This is a genomic window from Rhizobium sp. P32RR-XVIII, assembly GCF_012641395.1.
GTDB lineage: Bacteria > Pseudomonadota > Alphaproteobacteria > Rhizobiales > Rhizobiaceae > Rhizobium.
In genome coordinates this window covers 405498-429112 of the sequence record NZ_JABAIH010000004.1, presented here as the reverse complement: position 1 = coordinate 429112, position 23615 = coordinate 405498, and the positions used below count along the sequence as shown (strand labels likewise).

The following is a 23615-nucleotide window of genomic DNA, read 5'->3' as shown; positions in this document are numbered from 1 at the left end:
ACCCACGCATAGGCTGTAGTACGTCAACGCCCCCGCTCACCCCAGCATCGGCATCCTGCCCAGTCCCAGAATATCGTTGACCAGCGCGACCGCGATCCCGACGGCGACGACGATAAGCCCGATAAGAAAGAGCCGCCGCGAGCGGTCGTATTTGGCGGCAATCAGCGAATCCCGCGCCAGGAGATCGGCAAAGACCTTTACCTGGATGGCGATGCCGAGGGTCAGGAGCAGCATCGGCAGGATGTCGATCCGGCTCCAGTCGTTCGGGTTCGAAACCCACCGGCTAAGGAACGTCAGCGAAAAGCCGAGAATGATGCCCGCCGCCGTCAGCGAGCCGTTGCGGAACGTCGCGTCGATCTTCTCCTCAGGACCGGGCTCGGGCATGGCTTGGTTTCCGGCTGCTCTCCTTACGCAAGAAAGGCAGAAATGGTCTTAAACGGCAAGAGGCTGCCCACAGGGGCGTCCCGGTCTGTTCCCCGGCGCCTTCGGCTCTGAAGGCATGGATGCGCGCACCCTCACCCCTTCGTGACTTCGCATTCCGCCCTCCCTCCCGCATAATCCCCCCGGGCTGGAATAGGAGGTGCGGATGAAACGCTATTCATTGTCCCTGATCGGCCTATCTCTCGTGATCGCCGTTCTTGGCAATCCGGGACTTGCTCTGGCCTGCAACAAGATTATCGGGACCTGACCTCTGGCAGCACTCATGCGAAAGGCGCGGCCGGGGCCGCGCCTTTTTGCTGCCCGTCATTCAGGCAGGCGTGCAGGCGATCTTTGCGCCGCGCTCCGCAAGGAGGCCGCGCAGCAGGCTGCGGTGGCAGCGGCTTTCGTTCTCGCAGTAGCAGCCGACGGAGAAATTGGCCGTGTGCGAAAGTGCCGCCAGCGTGTCGAGAACATGGCTCGTGTCGTGTGCCGCCATCTCCTTGAGGTAGGCACGCGAAAAGGCCTTCCACTCGGCTTCCGTTTTCGCCGCCCGGGCCTGTGTCACCAATTCCTGGCTCGGCGCCAGCATCGGCAACCAGACATCGTAATAGTCGCGGCTGGAAAACTCTTCCTTCGGCACGCCGCGCGGCGGCCGCCGGACGGTGCCGATGCGCAGGCCCTCGTCTTTTTGCCGCGGCGTCCCCAGTCGTACGATGCTGATTGCCATCGCTTCCTCCGATGATCTCCCTGATGCCTATCTAGTCCTGGTGGAAGCGGCCTGACAATATGCCGCAGCATCCCAAGCGTCTTCCGGGCGCGCCGTTGCCTCCCAGGGGTGTCCCGGCTGCCATTGATGCCAGCGGACGGTGAGATTTTCCGGCTCGCCCGGGCAAATCAGGACCAAAATTCATCAGCAATTTCAGTGGAATACAAACGGTAACCAAAAGGTTAACGCGCAAGGCTCCCCGCCGTCAATCGTACTTCTCGCCTGTCAAAACGACGCTTTGACCGTATCCGCAAATCAGCTTAGCCCGGCGTTGTCCGTCCATGAAGGCCGGGCTTCACGACGAACTCGCAAAGGAGGTTCAAGTGACCAGTGTTTCATCCTTAGGCAGTGCGCTTACCCAGTATCAAGCCCCCCTCAACCCACTCGACAAGAACGGCGACGGCGTGGTTTCCGCCGACGAGCTCGCAGCCGCCAACCAGTCGACCGGCCCAAGCACCAGCTCCTCCGCCAGCGATGGCGGCGACAATGGCGCAAGCATCGTTCAGAAGATCACCGGCGACATTCTTTCCCTGATGCTGCAGATGCAGCAGCAGAGTGATGACGGCAGCGATGACTCGACTGACGATTCCAAGGACGTGTTCGCCTCGATGGATACGAATGGAGACGGCAAGCTTACGACGTCGGAATTGCTCTCCGCCGAGCCAGACGCCGCCGCATCGGGTGACGCCAGCGGCGAAAGCGATCCGTTCTTCGCCAATATTGCCAACGACATGCAGACTGCCCTTCAGGCCTACCGCAATACCTACGGCGCCGCCGAGACGGCCGATGCCGCAGCACAGACGACACAGGCGCTCTGACCTCTTCGCATCGGATCGCAAATGGATGGCCTGTACGCGCCGTTCTTCAAACATGGCTCCGCCGGGGGAGCCTCCAAGCCCCAATTTACAGCACCCAGTCCGGGCGAACCCCTTGGCCAAGGCAGGCTCGTCCAGAGCGTGTCCTTGCTGATATGACCGGCACTCAGCTGGCGTTCCTGATGCCTGTGCTCTGCTATGCGAATCCTATATTGCCTTCTATGGACTGATGAGTCCCTGGCCCCATCGCACAGCCTGACAATCGAAAGAACCGCCGAATGAAAGCACTACTGCTGACCGATATTCAGATTGGCTTCTGCCCGGGGGGCAATCTTCCCGTACCGGAAGGCGATCAGGTCGTGTCGGTTGCAAACGCCCTGATCGACGGCGGTCAATACGATCTGATCGTCGCCTCGCAGGATTGGCATCCGCCCGGCCACGGAAGCTTTGCCTCCTCTCATCCCGGCAAGCAGCCCTTTGAAATGGGTGAGCTTTCCGGCATGCCGCAAATGCTGTGGCCCGATCACTGTGTGCAGAACACCTCCGACGCTGAACTGCATCCGGAGCTGAAATCCGAAGAGGTCCACTTCATCCAGCGGAAGGGCGAGAATCGGCGCGTGGACAGCTACTCCGCCTTCCGCGACAACGACAAGGCTCACTCGACCGGCCTTGCCGATTTCCTTCAGGAGCGGGGCGTAACCGAGCTCGACATCTGCGGTCTGGCGACCGATTACTGCGTGAAGTTCTCAGCGCTCGATGCGCTGGACATGGTACCCGGGATCAAGGTTCGCTTCATCGAGGACGCGAGCCGCGGGATCACACCGGAAGGTGTTTCCGCCGCAATCGACGAGATGCGCGCCCGCGGCATCGAAATCATCGACAGCCGAAAGGTGCTCAAAGGCTGACGTTCAGTCCGTCGCCGCCCTCTCCAGTCCGTAGATATCGTCGGCAACATCTTCCGCACGTTTGGCAAACGCGGCGTACGCGTCCTGAAGGCCCTTCTTGTAGTAGGCGGCCCCAATCTCCCTGGCAAAAAACTCCATCACGAGCTCGGCCTTGATGATCCCGACGGGCTGATCGAGTTCTCTGTCGAAGAAATGCTGGATGCGCGCAACGAGCTGCGCCTTGTCGTCCTTTGATAATTCGACCGCTTTCATACTCCTCCCTCTCCTCGTTCCCAGAGTCACCATTCAGCAAAATCGATCGGTCGATCAACGAAATTCGGTTGCCGCACGGGCGCCGGGCAAATAGAGCAGGTGCGTTTTGAAGAAGGATAGGTGCCGATGAGTCGCGCGGATTTTGTCGAGGGTTTGCGGGGCGGCTTTACGGTGGCACTGGCGTCCGCGCCCTTCGGAGCTCTATTCGGCGCACTTGCCGCCGATCACGGCATGTCGCTTGCCGAACTCACCTTCATGAGCGCGACCGTCTATGCGGGCGCCAGCCAGATGGTCGGGATCGAGCTCTTCGGCGGCAATGTCCCGGCCTGGGTGATCGTCGCCTCGATCCTCGCCGTCAACTTCCGGCATGTCCTCTATTCGGCGGCGATCGCTCGCTATATCCGCCACTTCACGCCGCTGCAGAAGTTCTTCGCCTTCTTCCTGCTCGTCGATCCGCAATTCGCCGAAACCGTCAACCGTGGCGAGTCGGGCAAGCCCGTGACCTTCGTCTGGTACCTCGGCTTCGGGATCATCATCTACATTCCCTGGGTGCTCGTCAGCCTGCTCGGCGGCATGCTCGGCAGCTTCATCGGCGATCCGAGAACGCTCGGCCTCGATATCCTGCTGCCCGCCTATTTCCTGGGGATTGTCCTCGGCTTCCGCAGCCGTGACAATTTCCTGCCGGTGGCGCTCGTCAGCGCCGTTGCCTCCGTGATCGCCTATCATCTCGTCGGCTCGCCCTGGCATGTCAGCCTCGGCGCGGCCGCAGGCATCGTGCTTGCCGCCCTGCTGCCCCTGCCCGCCGTCCACCAGCCGGAACCGGCCAACGAACCGCACGAGGTCTGATCATGGAATTCGATCTTCACATGGTCCTTGTCATCATCGCGGCAGCGATCGCCACCTACGCGACGCGCATCGGCGGCTACGTCCTCATCACCACGATGAAGCGCATCCCGCCGCGCATGGAGGCAGCGCTGAATGCCGTACCCGCCGCCGTGTTGACGACCCTCGTCGCTCCGGCCTTCTTCGACGGCAACTGGGACTCCAAACTCGCGTTGGTCGTCGCTCTCATCGTCGGCCTGCGGGTGTCGCATACCTGGATGCTTGTTGCGGCCTGGTTGATCGTCATGGCCTGGCGCCGCACGATCGGCATTTAACGAAAAAGGGCGGCCGGGCCGCCCTTTTCTTTTATCGTTGGTACGGACCGCTCAATATTCGAGCGGCAGCGTCGCATTCTCCAGCCACGCCTTGACGTCCTTGTCGTGGATCAGCGGCATCAGCGCCTCGCGGGTGCGGGCGTGATACTCGTTGAACCAATGCCGCTCGTCATGCGTCAGCAGTTCGGCGATGACGAGACTGCGGTCGATCGGGCAGAAGGTGAGCGTCTCGAAACCCAGCATCGGCATGTCGCCGCCCTCGATCGCTTCGGCCTGCCTGACATAGATGAGGTTTTCGATGCGGATGCCGAAGCCGCCCGGCCGATAATAGCCCGGCTCGTTTGAAAGGATCATGCCGGGCAGAAGTTCCTGCGTCGAAATTCGCGAGATGCGCTGCGGCCCCTCGTGCACCGAAAGATAAGAGCCGACTCCGTGGCCGGTGCCATGCCCGAAGTCCACGCCTGCTCGCCAAAGCGCGATGCGCGCCAGCGGATCGAGATCGCAGCCGCGCGTGCCCTTCGGGAATCGTGCCGTGCTGATCTGGATCATGCCCTTCAGCACCAGCGTGAAAAACCGCTTCTGCTCCTCGGTCACCGCACCGATGCCGACGGTGCGGGTGATATCGGTGGTGCCGTTGATATATTGCGCGCCAGAATCGATCAGGAAAAGCTCGCCGTCATTGATCGTCCGGTCGGTATCGACCGTCACCCTGTAGTGCATGATCGCGGCATGCTCGCCAGCGCCGGAAATCGTGTCGAACGAAATGTCCTTCAGCGGGTTCTGCATGTTCTGGCCGACGCTCGCCCGCACCGACTCGAGCTTCTTCGCCGCCGCGATTTCCGTCACCGTGCCTGGCTTTTGCTCCGACAGCCAGTAAAGAAACTCGACCATGGCCGCGCCGTCCTGGAGATGCGCAGCCGCCGAGCCGTTGAGCTCAACAGTATTCTTGACCGCCCGCGGCAGTTTGGCCGGGTCAGAGGCCTCCACCACCTCGCCGCCTGCCTTGCGGATGATATCGGCAAGCGCATAGGAGGCGATTTCCGGATCGATCATCACCCGTCCGCCATCCTTGGAAACGGCCGCAAGGCGTTCATCGAGCGCCGAAGGTGGAAGCTGCACGCATATCTGCGCAAGATAGGCTTCCGGTTCGATGCCTGTCTTGCGCTTGTCGAGGAACAGCTCCGCCTTCCCGTCCGCATGGATGATGGCACGCGCCAAGGGATGCGGCGTATGGGGAACGTCAGCACCGCGAATATTGAATGTCCACGCGATCGAGGATGGATCTGCGATCAGCACCGCCGCGACATTCTTCTTCGTCAGGTCGGCGGCGGTCGTCGCGATCTTATCTTTTGCCAGCACACCGGCCTGCACGACGTTCTGGATCGTAACGGGCCCAAGCGGCTCTGCCGGACGATCCGTCCACAGCCTGTCGAGCGGATTGTGCGGCAGGATCACCAGCGTGCCGCCGATCTCCGCGAGCGCCTTTTCAAGCCGGCGGACCTCGGCGCCGGAATGCAGCCACGGATCGATGCCGAGCCGCATCCCCTGCTTGCCGTTTCTGGGAATCCAGACATGCGGGGGTTCGTTGACGAGGTCGCCGCCGGTAAAGACTGAGCCGTCGACTTGTTCCGCGAGCTGCGTCACGTAGCGGCCATCGACGAAGACGATCGCTTGGGTGCGGTTTATGAGCGCGATGCCGGCCGATCCTGTGAAGCCTGTCAGCCAGGCCAGACGCTCCGCACATTTCGGCACATATTCGCCATTGAACTCATCAGCACGCGGGACGAGAAAGGCGTCGATGCCGAGCGCGTCAAAACTTCCGCGCAGCAGCCGAACTCGATCGCGGCCGAATTGTGGCGTGGAGGTAACCTCAAAAGACTGGAACATACTGAAAACCCGATGGCTATTTCCGAATCCGCAAAACGGCGGCTGGACCTATGTTATCGAAAAATAAGGGCGCGAGGAGAAAAACCACGCACATCACCTTACGTCAGGCCGCGCATTATTTTGGCGGAAATGTGACACCAAAACGAGAATTGGCACGCTTTATGCATTCGCTGCATGGCACCCATGAGCGAAAGCCTCTGCCAAAGACTTTCGGAATAGCTATATAGGCGACATCGGATGGTTCGAAAACGAGCCCGCAACGAATAAGGAAATTGAAAATGACTGCCTCTCTGTCGCGCTTCGCTTACAGCAGCCCGGTGCAGGCTGGCGAGCGCCAGACTGTGCATCACGTCATCGGTGCCCGCCGCCCCCTCAATGAGGATTCCCTCAGGACGTTCGGCATGGGTCACAAGATCACGCGCCCCAAGGGCGCACCCAGCTACGCGTTCTGAACTATTTGCCGCTTCGTTTCTCCTCCTCCCTCAACGGACCGGCAATCAGAACTGTAGAACCCGCTCGAGCGCTCCTCCTCCTTTAAGCTCGCGGGTATGACCGTTAAACGGTCGAAGGCGGTGCCTCTGGCACCGCCTTCTTTTTTGTCGGATAGCTACGGGCGATCCAGGTGGATCGTCACCCAACCATTTCGCCAGATCGTCCGGATATGGCGAAGCTTCGCGCCGTTGTAAGCCGCCAGCACTTTCCAGCGCTGCTCCGCGAGAATGCCGGACAAGATCACCGAACCGCCAGGCGCCAGATGCTCCGTCAGCTTCGGCGCCATCTTGATCAGCGGCCGCGCCAGAATATTGGCGATGACGAGGTCGAACGGCCCATATTCGGCGAATGCCGTGGAATGAAAGCCCGGCGCAGTCCTCGTGACAATTCCTGATGCAATGCCGTTTCGCCGCACGTTCTCGGCCGCAACACGCGTCGCGATCGGATCGATATCCGTCGCGAGAACCGGGATGTTCTTGAGCTTGCGCACCGCAATCGCCAAAACGCCGCTTCCCGTCCCGAGATCCAGCGCATTGTCGACCGGCCGCGAACGAAGCACCTTGTCGATCACCTCGAGGCAGCCTGCCGTGGTGCCATGATGCCCGGTGCCGAACGCCTGGCCGGCATCGATCTCGATCCCGATATCGCCGGGGCGCACTTTGTCGCGATCATGCGAGCCATGCACGAGAAACCGCCCTGCCCGGACCGGCTTCAACCCCTCGAGGGATTTCGCCACCCAATCGATATCGGGGATGACTTCGCGCTCGACGGCCATCGTCGGAAACGGCGCCTTCAGGGCCTCCTCGACGCGAACGCGTACCTGATCCTCATCCTCCCGCATCATATAGACGGAGGCTTCCCAGATGTCCTTCTTCTCGTCGATCTCGGTTGTCGCTATCGCAAAGTCTTCTTCGCCGAAGACCTCGCTTAGAAGATCAAGGACTTGCTCGGCCTTCTTTTCGGTCGTCGTCACATACAGGCGTATTTCACTCACGAATTCGTCTTCCTTACTGGGCACCGTCGATCCAGGGCGGAGGCGGCGTATCATAACCGGCAATGCCGCGCAGCAGGCGGTTTGCAACAAATGGAATGCGAACGGCAATAGGAGAGAGAACATTGCGCAATCCTGTCACCACCGGATTACGCATCGTCACCAGCGACGTCAAAGCATAGGTTTGCTTCAGGACGGTTTTCACGGCGGGAATGCGCCGTCCGGAATATTCCCGCCCGCGACCTTCGGAGATCAGATAGGCAAGCCAGCAGGCATCCTCGATGCCGAGATTCATGCCGCGAGCGCCTGCGGGGGAATGAATGTGCGCAGCGTCGCCTGCAAGAAAGACATTGCCGACGGACATGCGATCGACATGACGGAAATGGATACGGAAATTCGAAACCCAGACCGCCTCTCCTCCCGCAACAGGGTGCCTGATCTTCCTCTCGAAATCCGGTAGCGTCGAAAGATAGCGTACAGTGTCCGACGATACCGGCAGGCGGCCGATCATGCCCGGATTGAAGAGATCGATCTCGACATAGTGTGGATCGATAGGTTCGGGATAGCGGTAGTCGGCAAGGTAGAAGCTGCTTTCCAGCGCCTCGCCCGGAAAGCCGAGCTGCGCGGCCTTGCGCACAGCGGAATGTGCACCGTCCGCACCGATCAGAATATCCGGTTCAAGCTCCTCCGCCGATCCATCCGGACGGCGCAGCACCACATGCGGCTTCTCCATGCTGCCTTCAACGCGTTCCAGTACCGTCTGCCATTCCGGCTCGACCTCGTAGTCCGACAGTTTGCCGAGCAGTAGGCGCTCGGTATGCCCCTGCGCCAAGATCTGGATCGCGTGGAATTTTCCGGCCACCCTGCCGGGATCGAGTTCGAACAGCACACGCTCGCCCGATCGCGCCCGGAAACGGTCGACTCGATAGCTTTCCTGCAGGATGGCGTCGCTGACCCGCGAAGGAGAGAGAAGTGTCAGCGTGCGTGCATTGATGCCGAGCGCCCGGCTTTCCACTACCGGCACCGGTCCGGGATCGCTGTCGATGATGCGGGGCCTGTAGCCACGCCGCGCAAGCTCCAGAGCCGCGGTCAGGCCGGTTGCGCCCGCCCCGACGATCAGAATGTCACGGTGTCCCCCCGGCATGGCTCATCCCTTGCTTATCAAATTCTCCAGCTTCTTTACTGCCGTGTCGGGGTTTTCGCCATAGGCGATCGTGCCTGCGAACCGGCCCTCGGAGTCGAGGAGGAAGACTGACGCGGTGTGATCCATCGTGTAATCGCCATTCGGATTGTTCTCATCGACCGGTACCTTCTTGGCGTAAACGCGGAAGCCCTTGATGACGTCGGCGATCTTATCCGGCGGACCGGAAATGCCGGTAATGCGCTTGGAGACATTCGAAACATACTGGTTGAGGACCCCCGGCGTATCGCGTTCGGGATCTACCGTGACAAAATAGGCCTGCAGCTTTTCGCCCGCGGGGTCGACTTTTTCCATCCAGCCGCCGAGTTCGAACAGCGTGGTCGGGCAAACCTCAGGGCAATGCGTGAAGCCGAAGAAGAGCGCCGTCGGCTTGCCGCGGAACGCCTGCTCCGTGATCGGCTGCCCGTTCTGCGCAACGAGCGTAAACGGAACGCCGAACGGTCCCTCGGCCAGCGGCATGTCCTTCGTCCTGGTGATATTCATCGTCAGCCAGCCGAGCATGGCCGCGACAATGACGACGGCGACCCAAACGGCAACACGGAAGTACTTCATGTCGGCAACCCCTGAAAGCATGCGGACGGCGCATCCGCGACTGCGTGCCTGATATCCCTTCAGGGCAATGCGCGCAATTCAACATCCCGTTTTCTTACCAGTGATTAATTGCCACATGCTGCGCGCACCGCCGCCACGGCAACGGTAATCAATTTCAAGCAGAAAAGACGCCTTTACAAATACTTGACAACTATCCGGCGCGCCAGCTCAACAAAAACATCGTTAGCAAAGACTTAAGCCGTAAATTCTATATTTGCTATGCGTTCGGCGTAACCTGCGCCGCCCCGACATGATGTCCGCGCCGTATCCGGGATACGGATGTTCGCATGCGACGAAACGATATCCGGCACATCTCACCAGCGCGGGGAAGCTTTCCATGACGAATGCAACGATACCTAAATCCCTGTCGGTGAGCCAAAGGCTCTGGACGCTTGCCGCCGCTGCTTTCCTGGGCTTCGGATCGATGCTGGGTGTGGGCTGGTTTGAGGGCGAGCGCGTCGACGGGGCGCTGGATCGGGCAAACAGCATCCAGCACAGCGTGGACAGCATCAACGAGATGCGCATGGCAAGCCTTACGCTCGTTCTCGCCGCTATGGACACGATAGTCGACCGGGCCGATCGCAAGGTCGATCCTGAGCGCCTGACGGCTATGTCGAACTCGCTCGATCGGCTTGCCGGCGGCGCAGCAGAAATGGGCACGCTTGCGCAGGAACTGCGGGAAAACAGCCTGCTGACAAGTTACGACACGGACGTCGCTGCGTTGAAACAGGCGGTCGTGGTGGATCTGAAGACCGCCGTCGAAGCCGGCGCCCCAGACGATACATTCGCAAAGCTGGATGACGCCATCGACGCGGGCGGTGAGAAGCTGACGGCGACGCTCGACAAGCTGGCCCGAGACGGTACCACGGCCGCACAAGCCAGCATCGATGAAGCGAGCGCAATTTCCCATAGCGCGCTGCTGATCCAGATCGGGCTCGGCATCTTCGCCATAATAACGATGGCGATCCTCCAATATGTTCACGGCGGCTCGATCAGCCGCGGCATCGCGGCGGTGCGCCAGAGCATGCAGCGCATCATGTCCGGCGATCTGCAAACCGCCGTGCCTGCGACCGAGCGCGGTGACGCGATCGGCGAGATGGCCCGAGCTGCAGAAAGCTTCCGTCTGGCGGCTATCGACAAGCAGAACCTTGAGGCGCAGACCGAGAGCGAACGGCGCCAGAGCGATGCGGAACGCCGCGAGCGGGAAGCGGCAAAGCGCGCCGATGCCGAAGCGCTGAATGCCGCTGTCGATGCTTTGGGCCAAGGCTTGAACCGCCTTGCCGCGGGCGACGTGACAGTCGCCATCGCCCAGCCGTTCAAGGCGGAACTGGAACGGCTGCGCAGCGATTTCAACCAGACGACAACCACCCTGCGCAAGACGATGAGCGACATCGCGCAGAACACCAGATCGATCCAGGCCAACAGCCAGCAAATGCGCGCAGCCGCAGATGACCTCGCCAAGCGCACCGAGCAGCAGGCGGCATCCCTGGAAGAGACATCGGCTGCACTCGAGCAGATCACGGCGACCGTGCGCAACGCCACGAGCCGCGCCGAGGAAGTCGGAAACATGGTTGCGCATACGCGCGAGAACACCGCGAAATCGGACCTGGTTGTCACCGATGCGATGGCCGCCATGGAGCGGATCGAAAGCGCTTCGCGGGAGATCGGCACGATCATTAACGTCATTGACGAGATCGCCTTCCAGACCAACCTCCTGGCGCTGAACGCCGGTGTCGAAGCCGCCCGCGCCGGCGAGGCCGGAAAGGGCTTTGCGGTTGTCGCTCAGGAAGTGCGCGAGCTTGCAGGGCGCGCGGCGGGCGCGGCCAAGGACATCAAGGCGCTGATCAGCAAATCCGGCACCGAGGTGAAGACCGGAGGTGAACTGGTGACGAAAGCCGGTGAAGCGCTGCGCCGGATTGGCGAAGATGTTTCGCGCATCGACGAGAATGTTAAATCAATCGTAACCGCTGCGCGCGAACAATCCACCGGACTGAACGAGATCAACACCGCCGTCAGCCAGATGGACCAAGCCACGCAGAAGAATGCGGCCATGGTCGAGGAGACGAATGCGGCAAGCCATACGCTTGCCACGGACGCCGACAATCTGATCAGGCTGGTCAGTCAGTTCCAGACCGGCGAAGGCATGAATGCCCGTCACACGCCGCGAGAAGCAACCGCCGCCTCGCATCCTAAACCTTCACCCGCACGGAGCCTGATCGGCAAGGTCGCGGGCGCATTCAGTGGCGGCGCCGCCGCCAGAGCTGGGGCCGCTCCGGCCGGAGACAATTGGGAAGAATTCTGAGCATGACTAGCGCCATCATCACACAAACCGGATCTCACCTCGAAATCGTATCGTTCCACCTCGGCGAGCAGGAATTCTGCATCGACATCATGGCCATCCGCGAAATCCGCGGCTGGGCGCCGGTCACCCCGATGCCGCATACGCCACCTTACGTGCTCGGCCTTATCAACCTGCGCGGCGCGGTGATCCCGGTCATCGACATGGCCTGCCGCCTCGGCATGAAGATGACGGAACCCTCCGAACGCTCGGCGATCATCGTCACCGATATCGCGGGCAAGCTCGTCGGCCTGCTGGTCGAACAGGTTTCGGACATGATGACCATCAAGAGCGAAGACCTGCAGCCGGCACCGGAAATCATCCCGGAAGCCCAGCGCGCCTTCTGCCGCGGCATCGTCGCGCTGGAAAAGACGATGGTCTGCTTCCTCAACCTCGACACCGTCATCGCCGACGAGCTGGCACGCGAAGCCGCCTGATCGAGCCTGGATGTTCGATGGAAAAGCCGCCTGCGCCACTGCGCCGGCGGCTTTGTGATTCGGACGGGCTCTAGCCCTCTCCGATTATTCGCGGCTCATTGCGCCCGAAAAACCACCCGACCCTGTCCCGAAGAGCAGCCCCCTGCTCCGCGCTTCCAGGGTAGTCGAAATGACCGGCATCCAGGATGAAGATTTCGTTAGACTTCGACTTCGGCAACGCATTCAGCACCGCGAACTGGCAGGGCGGCGCCACGGCGGGATCGAAAAGGGCGACTGCCATGAGCATCGGCACCCTGATGCGGCTGGCGGCGCTTGCAGCGTCGAAGAAGCGCAGGACCTCCAACACCTCGCCATGCGTCTGCTGATAGGCCTGGACCGATTGCGCGCTGCCTACGGTCGGCAGGGCCAGCCAGAGCGGACGGTGCCCGAAGGTCGGCACGACCAGATGGCCGCGGTCGATCCTGTCATCGAACGGGATGGCGAGAGCGCCGATGCCGCCGCCGAAGCTGATGCCGCTATAGCCGATGCGTCCAGCAAGCCCGGGATAGAGCGCAACGAGCACCGACACGGCGACCCACAGATCCTCCACGCAACCGCCGATGACATAGCTCTCCGGCTTGTCGATATCGTAGAGGACATGCCCGCTGGCATCCGGCGGGATCGGTGGCCGCGCGCTGCGCGACAGCCCGCGGGAACAGGGGAACAGCACGGCCGTCTCCTTCACCGGAAGGTCGAATTCCGGCTGGTCGCGTCCTCCATAGCCGTGTCCGACGACGAGGCCGCGCTGTACCGGACCGTTCCGGGGAAGAAGCAGCCAGCCGCCGATCGGGAAGGAACCGGTCGACTCATAGACGATATCGAAAACCTGCCAGTCGGGATGCCGCGCGTCGCTCTCGCGAAGCGACGGCTTGGGGTCGACGGCGACCGCCCGGCGATATCTTTCCCGCCAGAAATCGTCGAAACCCGGCGGGCCCGCGGGCGGCTCGACGGACAGGAGATCCTCAAGCCGCATGCCGTAGGTCGGATCGAAGGGGAAAGGGTGCTTCGTAGGAACGCTCATGCGACGCTTGTCCCGCGAAAAGGCAGGCAGCGCAACCCGGTCCTGAAATCCTCGTCCTTAAGAAAAAGCCGGGAAACCGTCAGCAGCGACGCTGCCGCCTTTCTTCATTGCGGCTTGCCATTCTTCCAGGTGACGTTCTGGCCGTAGAGCGGGACCGTCGAAATCGACATCTTCGCCGAGCCATCCGTCAGTTCACGGGAATGGGCGAGATAGATCAGCGTGTCGTTCGTCTTGTCGTAGATGCGGTTGACGACAAGCTTCTTCCAGATCAACGACATGCCGGCTTTGAAGACCTCGTCACCATCTTTCGACAGGTTGATGTCGCTTATTTCGATCGGTCCTGTCTGGCGGCAGGCGATCGAATTGTTCGACGGATCCTCGAACCAATTGCCGTTCTTCACGCGGTCGATGATGCTGCGATCGAAATAGGTGACGTGGCACGTCACGCCCTTCACTTCCGGATCGGGGATGGCATCGACAATGATGTCGTTACCGGTCCAGTCGACTCCGACTTTACCGACGACTTCGGCAGAGGCGGCGCCCGCGCCAAGCGCGGCAACGGACGCGGCCAAGAGAACAAGCTTGCGCAAAGTGGACATGGCGGCCTCCCTGAATAACCCGCTCCTCTAGATAAGTGCGGCGCCCGTCAAAACAAGAAAGCGAAGATCACGCCTTGCGGCAGGTGCAGGGTTCGTAGCCGCCGACGGTGAGCCTGCCGGGCTTCATACCGATTGCCGCAGGAATGGCGTGCACGGCAGCGGCTTTGACGGCCCTTGCCATTTCGATCGCCGCATGCGCACAGACGGCGGCATCCTCCGCCGCATTGTGGTGGGCAAAGCGCAGGCCCAGATGCTCCGCAATCACGTTGAGCCTATGCGACAGGAACTGCGGCCAGATGCGCTGAGCCATCTTCAGGCTGCAGAGATAAGTGAGTTCCGGATAGGACTGCCGGTAGAGATCGAGGCTCGCCCGCCAGACGCTGAAATCGAAGGCCGCATTGTGCGCGATCATCGTCGCGCCCCGAAACTCCTCGTGGAACTCGTCCATGACCTCCGGAAACTCCGGAGCATCCTCGACGTGCTCGGGACGAATGCCGTGGATCGCGATGTTCATTCCCGAAAAGCGCATCTCCTTCGGGCGGATCAGGCGCTCCTCGACCCGCGTAACCCTGCCCTCCTCGATCCAGGCAAGGCCCACCGAACAGGCGCTTGCGCGCTGCTCATTGGCCGTTTCGAAATCGATGGCGATGGTCTTCAAGAATCCGTCCGTGATTCGGTGTCTGCCAATAGGCTTAGCCTGCGGCTGCGGACAGGCAAACGCCGCACGTTGACTTTCGGAGCGGTATCAACGACTTTTCTCGAATGATCGGATCCTGGACCATTGTCATGACGATGCATCTTTCCAAGACCCTTGCAGGGTTCGGGGAGGCATTGGCGCGTTAGTCGTCCGATCGACCCCGAAAACCCTGCCGAGGCGAGCAGGGTTCGGAAACTCTGCCCTCCTCTTTTAAACCCAAGGAGGGCATGATGATTTCAGCCAATCAGGATACCCCACCCAAGAAGCCTTGCTCGGAAGGTCTGACTGTGCGCGCCGTTCGCACGAGCGACCTGGAAGCCGTTACCGCGTTGATGAATCTTCCAGGCTACCGCGCCGGCACGCTGCGTCCGCCCTATGAAAGCATCGAGGCGTTGCGCAAACGCATGGAGGCTCCCTCGCCCGGTGCCCTCAATCTCGTGGTCGAGCTGGACGGTAAGATCATCGCCAACGGCAGCAGCAATCGCTTCGCGGACCGGCGCCAGCACGCAGCAAGTCTCGGCATGGGCGTGCACGACGATTTCACCGGCCGGGGCGTTGGAACTTTTCTGCTGACTGCGTTGATCGATGCCGCCGACAACTGGCAGGACATCAAGCGATTGGAACTGACCGTCTATACCGATAATACAGCAGCCATCCGCCTCTACGAGAAATTCAGCTTCGAGAAGGAAGGTCTGCTCAAGTCCTTCGCTTATCGCGCCGGGGAATATGTCGACGCTTATACGATGGCGCGGATCAGGGCCTAGTCTCATGGTCTAACAGGCTTGAGAAGTAACCCAAGGTTTCCGAAAGGAAGCTGTGGTGAACGATCCGCTTTTGCTAATAAACGCAAATGACACGGATCGTACTTCTTTCTTCGGCGCACAGCACCGCAGGCTTCCGGCGCTAGTTCTTGCCTGCAACAGATAACAATTAATCTTAACCTTGATTTAAATGCTGAAATCTACGTTCGCCCTGCAGCCAGTCTTACCGATTGATGAAACGTCGGTTCCTCTCGCTAAAAACAACTTTTGCAACGTAGGATGACGGCGCCTTCGGCGTTTCGTTTTTCTTTGGGGGCTTGAATGAAACGTCCGAATATTAAGACCGCCATGACCGGTATCTTTGCCGTCTTTGCGGTCCTTTTTGCAATCACTGCGGTTGTATCGCTCAGCGGCTTGAGCACCTTGAATGAAAATACGCAGGACCAGGTAACTTCCATTCAGCCCAGCATCTCGCGCGCCAAGGATATCCAGATCGCCCGCTATTCGCTGCGCGGCTCCTACGGCGACTACGCAATGGGACGTTCGTCCGGCGACCCTGCCCTCTACCCCGACAAGATCGCCAAGAAGGAAGTCGAACTCAAGGATGCGATCAAGGACTACAAGGGCCTGGTCAACAACGACGCCGAACGGGCCGCCTTCGATGAGGTCGAGGCTTCGGCGAACCAATATACGCAGACCGGTCAGGCGATGGTGGCTCTCATTAAGGCGGGCAAGGCCAAGGAAGGCCTAGCCTCTTTCGACAACGACCTCGGCCCGATCGCCGATGCGCTGTCCGCCAGCGTCGACAAGCTGGTCAAGCTGAACCAGCAGCAGTCCGACGAGGGCATTGTCACCGCCCGCGATCAATACGTCCGGACGATGACCATGATCTACACCGTCCTCGCCATTGGCGCGCTGATGGTTTGCGGCGGGACCTATTTCGGTATCGCCGGCATCGCAACCCCGATCACCCGCATCACCATGGCCATGCGCAATCTCGCCGACGGCGATACCGCCGCCGAAATTGCCAGCAAGGACCGCACCGACGAGATCGGCGAGATGGCAAACGCGGTCGAGATCTTCCGCCAGGCCGCCATTGCGAACAAACAGCTCCAGGCAGAGGCAGAGGTCAACCGGAACAAGGCGGACGCGGAACGGAACCGCCTCATGTCGGAAGCCGAAGAGGCCGCCCAGGTCAAGCTGCAGACGGCGACTGCCGGTCTCGCGGCGGGCTTGCGCCGCCTGGCCTCCGGCGATCTCGCCTTCCAGCTGAGCGAGCCTTTCGCTCCGGATTTCGAATCTCTCCGTCACGACCTCAACACGGCGGCCTCGCAGCTTGGCGATGCCCTGAGCGCAGTCTCCAATTCGGCGAACGCGATCGATGCCGGGACGCAGGAGATCAGCCGCGGAGCCGACGATCTTTCCAAGCGCACGGAGCAGCAGGCTGCATCGCTCGAAGAAACTGCCGCCGCGCTGGACGAGATCACGGTCAACGTGTCGAATTCATCTAAGCGCACCGACGAGGCGCGTCAGGTCGCCGTTCAAGCCAACGACAGTGCCGCCCAGTCGGGCAAGGTCGTCGCCAACGCCGTGGAGGCGATGGAGAAGATCGAGGACTCCTCCAACCAGATTTCCAGCATCATCGGCGTGATCGACGAGATCGCCTTCCAGACCAATCTTCTGGCCCTCAATGCCGGTGTCGAGGCTGCCCGTGCGGGCGAAGCTGGCAAGGGTTTTGCAGTCGTGGCCCAGGAAGTCCGCGAACTGGCGCAGCGTTCGGCGCAGGCCGCAAAGCAGATCAAGGACCTCATCCGCAATTCGAGCGCCGAGGTCGAAGTCGGCGTGAGGCTGGTTCGCGAAACAGGCGAAGCCCTTCAGAATATCGAAGGCCTGATCGTCACCATCAACCACCACATGAATGCGATCGCCACATCCTCCAAGGAACAGTCGACGGGCCTTTCGGAAGTCAACGCCGCCGTCAACCAGATGGACCAGGTGACCCAGCAGAACGCCGCCATGGTCGAAGAGACCAACGCGGCAAGCGCGACGCTCGCCGCCGAAGCAGCCCGGATGCGCGAATTGATCGGCGGGTTTCAGCTGAGCGGCGGCATGGCCGCCGGCAGCCAGGTGAGCCGTCTGCGCCAGGCCTCAGCCGCAATGGCGAAACCTCAGGCCCGTTATGCCGCGCCCGTCACCCACGGGAATGCTGCGGTCAAGCAGGAATGGTCCGAGTTCTAACGGCTCCCGGCCGAACGCTCCAGGAAACGATGTTGGGGATGGCAGCAATGCCGTCCCCAATTTTTTTCGTCCTCCGCCGCGCCGAGCCGTCCCGCAGCACCCGGATGGAGATGCAGCGCTAGCGTGATCAGCCGCCGATCAGCGCCAGCCACTCGTCCTCGTCCATGGTCTGGACACCCAGCTCGCGCGCCTTGTCGAGCTTGGAACCGGCGCCCGGTCCTGCCACCACATAGTCGGTCTTCTTCGAGACCGAGCCGGCCACCTTGGCGCCCAGGCTTTCCGCTCTTGCCTTCGCCTCATCGCGGGTGAATTTCTCCAGCGATCCGGTGAAGACAACGGTCTTGCCGGCGACGGGGCTGCCGGAGGCTGCGACTTGCTCGGCGGGTAGCGGCGTCCCGTCATTGAGTTCCGCAAGCAGAGCTGTAATCACTTCGACGTTGCGCGGTTCCTTATAGAATTCGACGATGGCCCGAGCGACGATTTCACCAATGCCTTCGATGGCGTTCAGGCCGTCCCAGGCATCGCCGGAAAGCGATGCGGCCTCCTTCATTGCCGTCGCAAAGGCCTCGTATGTGCCATAGGAGCGCGCGAGCAGCTTGGCCGTCGTCTCGCCGACGTGGCGGATGCCGAGCGCGTAGATGAAGCGGTGAAGCGCGATCTCGCGCCGCTCGTTGATGGCCGCGAAAAGCTTGCCGACACTGACTTTGCCGAAGCCTTCGATATTCTCGAGCTTCGTCAGCGAATCCCGCTGGCGTCTTTCCAGGGTAAAGATCTCGGGCGCCGTGCGGATCTTCAGCGCCGAATCCTCGCTCTCGAAGAAGAAATCGATCTGCTTCGAACCGAGCCCTTCGATGTCGAAGGCGTTGCGCGAGACGAAATGCTTGAGATGCTCAGTCGCCTGCGCGCGGCATACGAAGCCGCCGGTGCAGCGGGTGACGGAATCGAGCTTTCCCGTTTTCTCGTTTCTTTCGCGCACCGCATGGCTGCCGCAGACCGGGCATTTCTTCGGGAACTCGTAGGGCACGGCATCCGCCGGTCGCTTCTCCATCACGACGTCGAGCACCTGCGGGATCACGTCGCCCGCCCGCTGCACGATCACCGTATCGCCGATGCGGATGTCATGCTCATCTTCGCGGATAGGCTCCCCGGAATTGCCCAGGCCCTTGATATAATCCTCGTTATGCAACGTCGCGTTGGTTACAACGACACCGCCGACGGTGATCGGCGTGAGCCGCGCGACGGGTGTCAATGCGCCCGTGCGTCCCACCTGGATCTCGATCTTCTCGACGGTGGTGAAAGCCTGCTCGGCCGGGAATTTATGCGCCGTCGCCCAGCGCGGGCTGCGCGAACGGAAGCCGAGGCGCTGCTGCAGTTCGAGGCTGTCGACCTTGTAGACGACACCGTCGATGTCGTAGTCGAGGTCGGGACGCAGCAAGCCGATCTCGTCGTAGTGCGCAAGAATATCGGCGACCGAGTTCAGCCGCTTCATCAGCGGATTGATTGGAAAACCCCATTCCTTGAACTTCTGCACCATGCCGAACTGCGTGTCGGATGGCATCTCCGACATCTCACCCCAGGCATAGGCGAAGAATTTCAGCTTGCGGCTCGCCGTCACCTTGGCGTCGAGTTGGCGAAGCGACCCGGCAGCCGTGTTGCGCGGGTTGACGTAGGTCTGCTTGCCTTCGGCCTCCATCTGCTTGTTGAGCGCCAGGAAATCGCTCTTGGCCATATAGACCTCGCCGCGCACTTCGACGACGGCAGGCGCGCCCTTCGGCAGTTCGTTCGGGATTTCCTTGATGGTGCGGATATTGGCCGTGACGTTTTCACCGGTCGTGCCGTCGCCGCGCGTGGCCGCCGTCACCAGCTTGCCGTTCTCATAGCGGATCGACATGGAAAGGCCATCGATCTTCGGCTCGGCGGTGAAGGCGATCGACTGGTCCGGCAGGCGCCCGAGGAAGCGGTAGACGCTGGCGACGAAATCCTGCACGTCCTCTTGCGAAAAGGTGTTGTCGAGCGACAGCATCGGACGCGCGTGGACAACCGGTGCGAAGGTGACCGATGGCGCAGCACCCACATGGCGAGAAGGACTGTCTTCACGGATCAGCTCCGGAAACCGAGCCTCGATCGCATCGTTGCGCCGCTTCAGCGCGTCATACTCGGCGTCCGAGATTTCCGGCTGGTCCTTGCCATGATAAAGCGCGTCGTGATGGGCGATCTCCCTTGCCAATCGCGCCAGCTCTGCGGCGGCCTCTTCGATCGTCAGATTTTTTATGGTTATCGGCTCGACTGACATTCAGATCACTCCGGAGAATCTTCAGAGGTTTTAGACGAATTGGCGAAAACGCAAAACCGGAAAGCGCAGACCAGAAAAGTCGTCAGGTGCAACTGTTGCATTCACATCATGATAAACGGAAAAGCCAGACGGCCGCTCTGCAAATTCAGTCGTAACGAAGGATCGCCAAATGGCTGACATAACCTCAACACTCCGAGTCTTCGAGCCATATCCGGGCCTGTTCGCCTATTACGACGGCCGCATCGAAGGCAGGCGCCTGCATTCCGACACGCCCAACTGGCTCGACGACGGGGCGTACTCGCTTGGCATTGCTTCCTATGCGATCGTCGACGGCAGCAGCGCGCTGGTCTATGACACCCACATGTCGCTACCGCATGCGCGGGCGATCCGATCGCATCTCGAAGGCCTCGGTGCGACCTCGATCAGGGTCGTTCTCAGTCATTGGCATACGGACCATATCGCCGGAAACGAGGTCTTTGCTGATTGCGAGATCATCGCCCTGAGGCTGACTGCAGATGCGCTTTCACGAAACCGGCAGAAGCTTGAAACGGGTAATCCGCAAATCCGCCCCGTCGTGATGCCGAACCGGCTTTTCGAAGGGAGCCTCGCCCTTGATGTCGGGAAGCGTCGCGTCGAACTCCACCACTTCGATATTCACAGCGCGGACGGCAACATCATCTGGCTGCCGGAAGAGAAAGTGCTTCTGGCCGGTGATACGTTGGAAGACACGGTGACTTACATTTCCGAGCCGCAACATATCGCCACGCACATCCGCGAACTCGCCCGCATGCGGGAGTGGCCGATCCATCGAATCCTGCCGAATCACGGTGATCCGGCGCGCATCGCCAGCGGCGGCTACGACCCTGCCCTCATCGACGCAAATCGGCGCTATCTGGAGCGGTTGAGCAATCCCTCCGAGCGAGAGAAGGCGGAGGCGATATCCCTGAAGGAGTTCCTTGCAGACGATCTGGCATCAGGGACCCTTCTCTATTTCGAACCCTACGAGGCGATTCATCGCAAGAATATCGCTGACGTCAAATCCGCCGGACAGTCCTGAGCTTAGTCGGCAGCTGCGAGCAGCCGCGCCGCCGCTGCCCGGGCCTCCTCGGTAACAGAAGCGCCCGCGAGCATGCGTGCAATTTCCTCGGTCCTGTCCTTTTGCGCCATGGTGGCAACGCGGGTCGCGATCTTTTCCGATTCGCCCGGAATAGGACCCTTAGAGATGAGCAGATGGGTGGCAGCCCGTGCGGCAACCTGCGGCGCATGGGTGACCGAAAGCACCTGTACACGCTTGGAGAGCCGCTTCAGGCGCTGGCCGATAGCATCGGCAACGGCGCCGCCCACGCCGGTGTCGATTTCGTCGAAGACGAGCGTCGGCGCGGAACCGCGATCGGCGAGCGCCACCTTCAGCGCCAGCAGGAAGCGCGAGAGCTCACCGCCCGATGCCACCTTCATGATCGAGCCCGGACGCGTGCCCGGATTCGTCTGAACGTGAAACTCGACGACATCGATGCCCTCGGCGGTCGGTTCCGCGGCATCGGTCGTAATCTCGACCATGAAGCGGGCGCGCTCCAGCTTCAGCGCCGGAAGCTCGGCCATGACAGCAGCAGCAAGCGCCTCGCCTGCATGGTGACGCTTGTCCGAGAGCGAGCGGGCGGCGGCATCGTAATTGGCCTTGGCGATGCCCACTTCGGCGTCAAGTTTGACCAGCTTCTCCTCGCCGGCATCAAGATCGGCCAACTCGGTAATCATACGCACGGCGAGCGCCGGAAGCTCGGTCACTGGCACCGAATACTTGCGTGACGCAGCGCGCAGCGCGAAGAGGCGCTCCTCGACGCGCTCAAGTTCCTTCGGGTCGTATTCCGTCTTGCGCAGAGCCGCCTCTACTTCCATCTGCGCGTTGGAAAGCTGATCCAGTGCCGCATCGAGCAGCGCCACGGTGTCCTCCAGCAGTCCGGGCGCCTCGTGGCTCTTCCGCTCGAGCCGGCGCACCAGCGAAGCGATATGCGGCACAGGAGAGGCGTTGCCATTCAGAAATTCGGAGGCTTCGGCAATATCGCCGGCAATCCGCTCCGCTTTCATCATCTTCTGGCGGCGGTCAGCAAGCTCATCCTCTTCGCCGTCCTGCGGCGAAAGCTTTTCCAGCTCATCGACGGAGGAACGGAGATAATCGGCTTCACGCGCCGCGTTCTCCACCTTCTCGCGATGCTTTTTGAGCGTTTTCTCGGCATCGCGCCAGATGCGGTAAAGCTCGGACACGGAAGCCGCATCCTCGTTGATGCCGGCGAAAGCGTCGAGCAGCAGGCGATGGGCATGGGTGTCGACGAGCGCGCGGTCATCGTGCTGCCCGTGGATTTCGACGAGCATCTGCCCCGCCTGGCGCATCAACTGCACGCTGACCGGCTGATCGTTGACATAGGCCTTGGTGCGGCCGTCGGCGGATTGCTGACGACGGAAAATCAGATCGCCTTCGTCGTCGATGCCGTTCTCGCGCAGAAGCTTGCGGGCGCCGTGATCCATGCCGACATCGAAGACAGCAGTCACCTGCCCCTTGTCCTCGCCATGGCGCACAAGGCCGCCGTCGCCGCGCCCGCCGAGTGCAAGCGAAAGACTGTCGAGCAGGATGGACTTGCCAGCGCCGGTCTCGCCCGTCAGAACCGAAAGACCGGTTTCGAAGGCGAGATCCAGCCGCTCGATCAGGACGATATCGCGGATCGCAAGCTGGATCAGCATCGCGTTTCAGGCCTCACGTGCCGAGCAGGAGTTTCTTGCCTGCAGCAGCGATCCAGGAACCCGGGTTTTCGCGCGGCTCGGTACCACCGTTCTTCAAAAGCTTGAAGGAGTCTGCGTACCACTGGCTATCCGGATAGTTGTGACCGAGAACGGCGGCTGCCGTCTGGGCTTCTTCCACGATACCCATCGCGTAGTAGGCCTCGACCAGACGCGCCAGCGCTTCTTCGATCTGATTCGTGTTCGGATACTTCTCGACCACGATACGGAAGCGGGAGATAGCCGCAAGATATTCCTTGCGCTCAAGGTAATACCGGCCGATCTGCATCTCCTTGCCGGCGAGCTGGTCTCGAGCGAAGCGGATCTTCGCCTGCGCATCGTCGACGTACTCGGAGTCCGGATAATTGTCGACGACGGCCTGCATGGCTTCGATGGTCTTGCTGGATGCCCGTTGATCCTGCGTCACGTCGGAAATCTGCTTCGAATAGCTAAGGCCGATCAGGTACTGAACATAGGCTGCATCTTCGGACTTCGGGTACTGCGCCATATAGCGGTTACCCGAAGCCAGCGCATCATCGATCTTGCCCTGCCGGTACTTGACGAAGGTGCTCATGACGAGAGCCTTGCGCGCCCATTCGGAGAACGGGTTCTCGCGGTCGATCGCGTCGAATTTCCGTGACGCCTCGACCATGTTGCCCGCCTTCATGTTGGCAAGCGCCTGGTTGTAGAGGACATCCGGCGGATCGTTGTTGACGCCGAGCTTGGTGATGTCGATATCGGGGTCCGATGTGCAACCGGAAATCAGGGCGCCTGCACTCAGAACCACGAGCGATGCGAGCAAAGCGCGCGCTGTCTTCATCATACCTTCAGACCTTGCATAACCCATAAAAGAATCCCAAGTGCCGCTATCCACCCCGCGGCAGGCATGCGCCTCGCGGCGTTTCTAGCCACAAATATGCGGCAAGAGCAACGCAATGATGAGGCA

23 protein-coding genes are annotated in these 23615 nt (G+C 61.0%); 10 read left to right on the top strand and 13 right to left on the bottom strand.

From position 1 onward, the window contains the following. Window positions 1-36 precede the first annotated feature (36 nt). Window positions 37-384 (bottom strand): hypothetical protein, encoded by a 348-nt coding sequence (locus tag HGP14_RS15290; RefSeq protein WP_168830716.1) that lies wholly within the window; start codon window positions 382-384, stop codon window positions 37-39. A gap of 364 nt (window positions 385-748) precedes the next feature. Beyond that, on the bottom strand, window positions 749-1147 hold the full coding sequence (locus HGP14_RS15285; RefSeq protein ID WP_168830715.1) for a DUF488 domain-containing protein: 399 nt from the start codon (window positions 1145-1147) through the stop codon (window positions 749-751). A 362-nt stretch (window positions 1148-1509) separates the two neighbouring features. Between HGP14_RS15285 and HGP14_RS15280 the strand changes: the two genes are divergently transcribed. Then, window positions 1510-2004 (top strand): hypothetical protein, encoded by a 495-nt coding sequence (locus tag HGP14_RS15280; protein WP_168830714.1) that lies wholly within the window; start codon window positions 1510-1512, stop codon window positions 2002-2004. A 275-nt stretch (window positions 2005-2279) separates the two neighbouring features. Beyond that, entirely contained in the window at window positions 2280-2906 is a 627-nt protein-coding gene (pncA, locus tag HGP14_RS15275) for a bifunctional nicotinamidase/pyrazinamidase (RefSeq protein ID WP_168830713.1), read from the top strand. A gap of 3 nt (window positions 2907-2909) precedes the next feature. Here the strand turns inward: pncA and HGP14_RS15270 are convergent, their stop codons facing one another. Next, window positions 2910-3158 carry a DUF2164 domain-containing protein gene (locus HGP14_RS15270; RefSeq protein ID WP_168830712.1) on the bottom strand — a complete coding sequence of 83 codons (249 nt, stop codon included), beginning with the start codon at window positions 3156-3158 and terminating at the stop codon, window positions 2910-2912. A gap of 126 nt (window positions 3159-3284) precedes the next feature. Between HGP14_RS15270 and HGP14_RS15265 the strand changes: the two genes are divergently transcribed. Both HGP14_RS15265 and HGP14_RS15260 read left to right on the top strand, forming a co-directional pair. Beyond that, window positions 3285-4004: an AzlC family ABC transporter permease gene (locus tag HGP14_RS15265; protein ID WP_168830711.1), complete on the top strand. Its 720-nt coding sequence runs from the start codon at window positions 3285-3287 to the stop codon at window positions 4002-4004. Between the two features lie 2 nt (window positions 4005-4006). Beyond that, on the top strand, window positions 4007-4315 hold the full coding sequence (locus HGP14_RS15260; protein ID WP_168830710.1) for an AzlD family protein: 309 nt from the start codon (window positions 4007-4009) through the stop codon (window positions 4313-4315). A gap of 51 nt (window positions 4316-4366) precedes the next feature. On the opposite strand, the gene HGP14_RS15255 is transcribed toward HGP14_RS15260, so the two are convergent. Next, the gene (locus tag HGP14_RS15255; RefSeq protein ID WP_168830709.1) at window positions 4367-6202 is read right to left on the bottom strand and encodes an aminopeptidase P family protein; all 1836 of its coding nucleotides are present in this window, start codon (window positions 6200-6202) and stop codon (window positions 4367-4369) included. Between the two features lie 278 nt (window positions 6203-6480). Here HGP14_RS15255 and HGP14_RS15250 point away from each other — a divergent pair, with 278 nt between their 5' ends. Next, window positions 6481-6654: a hypothetical protein gene (locus HGP14_RS15250; RefSeq protein ID WP_168830708.1), complete on the top strand. Its 174-nt coding sequence runs from the start codon at window positions 6481-6483 to the stop codon at window positions 6652-6654. A 155-nt stretch (window positions 6655-6809) separates the two neighbouring features. Here HGP14_RS15250 and HGP14_RS15245 read toward each other — a convergent pair whose 3' ends face one another. Genes HGP14_RS15245 through HGP14_RS15235 form a run of 3 tightly spaced genes read right to left on the bottom strand, consistent with a single transcriptional unit; the run spans window position 6810 to window position 9438 of the window. Next, on the bottom strand, window positions 6810-7688 hold the full coding sequence (locus tag HGP14_RS15245) for a 50S ribosomal protein L11 methyltransferase (RefSeq protein ID WP_168830707.1): 879 nt from the start codon (window positions 7686-7688) through the stop codon (window positions 6810-6812). Between the two features lie 13 nt (window positions 7689-7701). After that, window positions 7702-8829: an NAD(P)/FAD-dependent oxidoreductase gene (locus tag HGP14_RS15240; protein WP_168830706.1), complete on the bottom strand. Its 1128-nt coding sequence runs from the start codon at window positions 8827-8829 to the stop codon at window positions 7702-7704. A 3-nt stretch (window positions 8830-8832) separates the two neighbouring features. After that, window positions 8833-9438 (bottom strand): SCO family protein, encoded by a 606-nt coding sequence (locus HGP14_RS15235; RefSeq protein WP_168830705.1) that lies wholly within the window; start codon window positions 9436-9438, stop codon window positions 8833-8835. 376 nt (window positions 9439-9814) lie between these two features. Here HGP14_RS15235 and HGP14_RS15230 point away from each other — a divergent pair, with 376 nt between their 5' ends. Both HGP14_RS15230 and HGP14_RS15225 read left to right on the top strand, forming a co-directional pair. Continuing rightward, entirely contained in the window at window positions 9815-11779 is a 1965-nt protein-coding gene (locus HGP14_RS15230) for a methyl-accepting chemotaxis protein (protein WP_168830704.1), read from the top strand. Window positions 11780-11781: 2 nt separating this feature from the next. After that, window positions 11782-12252, top strand: a complete 471-nt coding sequence (locus HGP14_RS15225) for a chemotaxis protein CheW (protein ID WP_168830703.1) — start codon at window positions 11782-11784, stop codon at window positions 12250-12252. A gap of 70 nt (window positions 12253-12322) precedes the next feature. Here the strand turns inward: HGP14_RS15225 and HGP14_RS15220 are convergent, their stop codons facing one another. From HGP14_RS15220 to HGP14_RS15210, 3 genes are all read right to left on the bottom strand, one after another. Further along, entirely contained in the window at window positions 12323-13312 is a 990-nt protein-coding gene (locus HGP14_RS15220; RefSeq protein WP_168830702.1) for an acetylxylan esterase, read from the bottom strand. Window positions 13313-13416: 104 nt separating this feature from the next. After that, window positions 13417-13911 (bottom strand): CreA family protein, encoded by a 495-nt coding sequence (locus HGP14_RS15215; RefSeq protein ID WP_168830701.1) that lies wholly within the window; start codon window positions 13909-13911, stop codon window positions 13417-13419. Window positions 13912-13978: 67 nt separating this feature from the next. Further along, entirely contained in the window at window positions 13979-14569 is a 591-nt protein-coding gene (locus HGP14_RS15210; RefSeq protein ID WP_168830700.1) for a 3'-5' exonuclease, read from the bottom strand. Between the two features lie 269 nt (window positions 14570-14838). Between HGP14_RS15210 and HGP14_RS15205 the strand changes: the two genes are divergently transcribed. Together HGP14_RS15205 and HGP14_RS15200 are read left to right on the top strand one after the other, a co-directional pair. After that, complete coding sequence (locus HGP14_RS15205) at window positions 14839-15372, top strand: GNAT family N-acetyltransferase (RefSeq protein WP_246704462.1); 534 nt, start codon at window positions 14839-14841, stop codon at window positions 15370-15372. A 318-nt stretch (window positions 15373-15690) separates the two neighbouring features. Then, entirely contained in the window at window positions 15691-17607 is a 1917-nt protein-coding gene (locus tag HGP14_RS15200; RefSeq protein WP_168830698.1) for a methyl-accepting chemotaxis protein, read from the top strand. Between the two features lie 127 nt (window positions 17608-17734). Here the strand turns inward: HGP14_RS15200 and ligA are convergent, their stop codons facing one another. After that, window positions 17735-19900, bottom strand: a complete 2166-nt coding sequence (ligA, locus tag HGP14_RS15195; RefSeq protein ID WP_168830697.1) for an NAD-dependent DNA ligase LigA — start codon at window positions 19898-19900, stop codon at window positions 17735-17737. 169 nt (window positions 19901-20069) lie between these two features. On the opposite strand from ligA, the gene HGP14_RS15190 reads away from it, so the two are divergent. Further along, window positions 20070-20957, top strand: a complete 888-nt coding sequence (locus tag HGP14_RS15190) for an MBL fold metallo-hydrolase (RefSeq protein WP_168830696.1) — start codon at window positions 20070-20072, stop codon at window positions 20955-20957. A 2-nt stretch (window positions 20958-20959) separates the two neighbouring features. On the opposite strand, the gene recN is transcribed toward HGP14_RS15190, so the two are convergent. Further along, complete coding sequence (recN, locus tag HGP14_RS15185) at window positions 20960-22633, bottom strand: DNA repair protein RecN (RefSeq protein ID WP_168830695.1); 1674 nt, start codon at window positions 22631-22633, stop codon at window positions 20960-20962. A 13-nt stretch (window positions 22634-22646) separates the two neighbouring features. Further along, the gene (locus tag HGP14_RS15180; RefSeq protein WP_205927172.1) at window positions 22647-23516 is read right to left on the bottom strand and encodes an outer membrane protein assembly factor BamD; all 870 of its coding nucleotides are present in this window, start codon (window positions 23514-23516) and stop codon (window positions 22647-22649) included. Window positions 23517-23615: the final 99 nt, after the last annotated feature.